The organism is Mesorhizobium sp. M1E.F.Ca.ET.041.01.1.1 (assembly GCF_003997355.1).
Classification (GTDB): domain Bacteria; phylum Pseudomonadota; class Alphaproteobacteria; order Rhizobiales; family Rhizobiaceae; genus Mesorhizobium.
In genome coordinates this window covers 1-1,852 of sequence record NZ_RZSL01000882.1, presented here as the reverse complement: position 1 = coordinate 1,852, position 1,852 = coordinate 1, and the positions used below count along the sequence as shown (strand labels likewise).

General features: G+C 63.7%; 4 protein-coding genes. 3 read left to right on the top strand and 1 reads right to left on the bottom strand.

The window, feature by feature from the left end; genetic code table 11:
• From EOA38_RS35410 to EOA38_RS35405, 3 genes are all read left to right on the top strand, one after another.
• On the top strand, positions 1-380 hold a 380-nt coding region (locus tag EOA38_RS35410; RefSeq protein WP_127301402.1), incomplete at its 5' end, for an FAD-dependent oxidoreductase.
• A gap of 153 nt (positions 381-533) precedes the next feature.
• A complete protein-coding gene (locus tag EOA38_RS39530) occupies positions 534-686 on the top strand; it encodes a hypothetical protein (RefSeq protein ID WP_189435136.1) in 153 nt (50 codons plus the stop codon).
• 35 nt (positions 687-721) lie between these two features.
• The gene (locus EOA38_RS35405) at positions 722-1,258 is read left to right on the top strand and encodes a hypothetical protein (protein ID WP_245481003.1); all 537 of its coding nucleotides are present in this window, start codon (positions 722-724) and stop codon (positions 1,256-1,258) included.
• Positions 1,259-1,317: 59 nt separating this feature from the next.
• Here the strand turns inward: EOA38_RS35405 and EOA38_RS35400 are convergent.
• Positions 1,318-1,852 (bottom strand): substrate-binding domain-containing protein (locus tag EOA38_RS35400; RefSeq protein ID WP_189435134.1); only part of this gene is annotated, 535 nt, incomplete at its 5' end.

The following is a 1,852-nucleotide window of genomic DNA, read 5'->3' as shown; positions in this document are numbered from 1 at the left end:
TCATGGACGAGACCTACAAGGTGGCGATCACCAGGCTCGGCGACCGCATCCGCGTCGGCGGCACCGCGGAGATTTCTGGCTTCGACCTTCGCCTGCATGAATCGCGCCGCCGTACGCTCGAGCACTCGGTCGGCGACCTGTTTCCGGGCGGCGGCGACCTCAAGGTGGCGAGTTTCTGGTGCGGCTTGCGGCCGATGACGCCGGACGGGCCGCCTCTGGTCGGGCGCAGCGAATTGTCCAACCTCTATCTCAACACCGGCCACGGCACGCTGGGCTGGACCATGGCCTGCGGCTCGGCCAGGGTGCTATCCGACATCATCTCCAACCGGGTGCCGGAGATCAACGCGCTCGACCTCAGCCCGGACCGGTATCTCAAGTGACGGTTTAAAATGCCTGCCTGACCCACGCATCGCTGAACAGCAGCCGGTAGGCCCAGCCGATCGTGACATTGCTGGCGACCGGCCGCGAATGGGCGAGATAGTCGTCATAGATCGGCTTCATGCGGCGGCAGAAGCTGCTGCATTCAGATCCTGATGATCGATCAGCGCCTGGTGGCCATCTCCTCGGTCAACCTCAACAACCGCAGCTTCTTCCACGACTCAGAGAACGGCCTGCTGGTGTGGCGAGGGAATGGCGGGACGGCACGCCGGTTGCTATCTTTGGCCATGGTGGGTGGGGTGTTGTGATGCGCTCATTTCTCTGGGTTGCGGCGACCGGATGCATGATCTGTACCTCGGCGGCGTTCGCGGCGGACAAGACGGTGCATGACAATGACTACGGTTTTTCGCTCACCTATCCCGAGGGATGGACGAGCCAAGCCCTGTCCGGCAACAGCATACGGCTTAAGGTCAAATCCGCGGAAGGCTTGACCTGCATGGTTTCGGAGAACCCCTACGATCCATCCGATCCGGGCAGCCCGCGCGATCCCGAGGCGTTCATGGACAAGGACTGGTCGCTGAGCGACTGGCGGACAATGGTCGGTGCCGCCTTTGGTTCGGCCAGCTTCAGCAAGGACAGATTGGCGCGGTTTCCCGACGGCTATCCCGTGCGGCTGGCCGACATGGATTTCTACTATGCCGACGACAATGTCAGCTTCCACGGTCATGGCAGCGTTGCGCTCTCGCTGCGTCGCGCGCATTTCGGCTTCGTCAGCTGCGGCGTCGCGGGCGACACTCCCGAAGAGGTAGAGCGGAAGTGGGCGCCGCTGGCGGACGAGGCCGAAAAGGTGGTGAGCTCGTTCGTGCTCGACGCGGACTAACTGTTTGTTTTCACGCAATTCCGGACGGAAAACCGCCAAGCACTTTTCCTGGAATTGCTCTAGACGAAAAGCCCGCGCTCCCGTTCGACGGCCCTCGTGATGAAATTGGCGACGAGCTGGACGCGGCGCAGCGGTCTCACCGATTCGTGATAGACCAGCCAGTAGGCGCGACGGATCGGCCTGACGATGTCGACCGGCACGAGCTCCGGCATCGAACGGGCCACAAAGGTGTGCAGGATGCCGATGCCGGCGCCGGAGCGCACGGCTTCCGCCTGGCCAAGTGCCGATGAGATGGCAAAGCTCGAGCGCCAGTCCGGGCTGAACTCGGCCGCATAGTCGAGCGAGGGGCTGACGATGAGGTCGGGCACGTAGCCGATCAGCGTGTGCCGGCCGAGTTCGGCCGCCGTCTTCGGCAGGCCATTGGCTTGCGTATAGGCGCGGGAGGCGAACAAACCCAGCGTGTAGTCGACCAGCTTTCCCGCCACCAGCCGGCCCTCGGTCGGGCGCTCGACGGTGATGGCGATATCGGCCTCGCGCCTGGACAGCGAGAAGGAGCGCGGCACCGGCACAAGCTGGATGGTAAGTTCGCGGAGA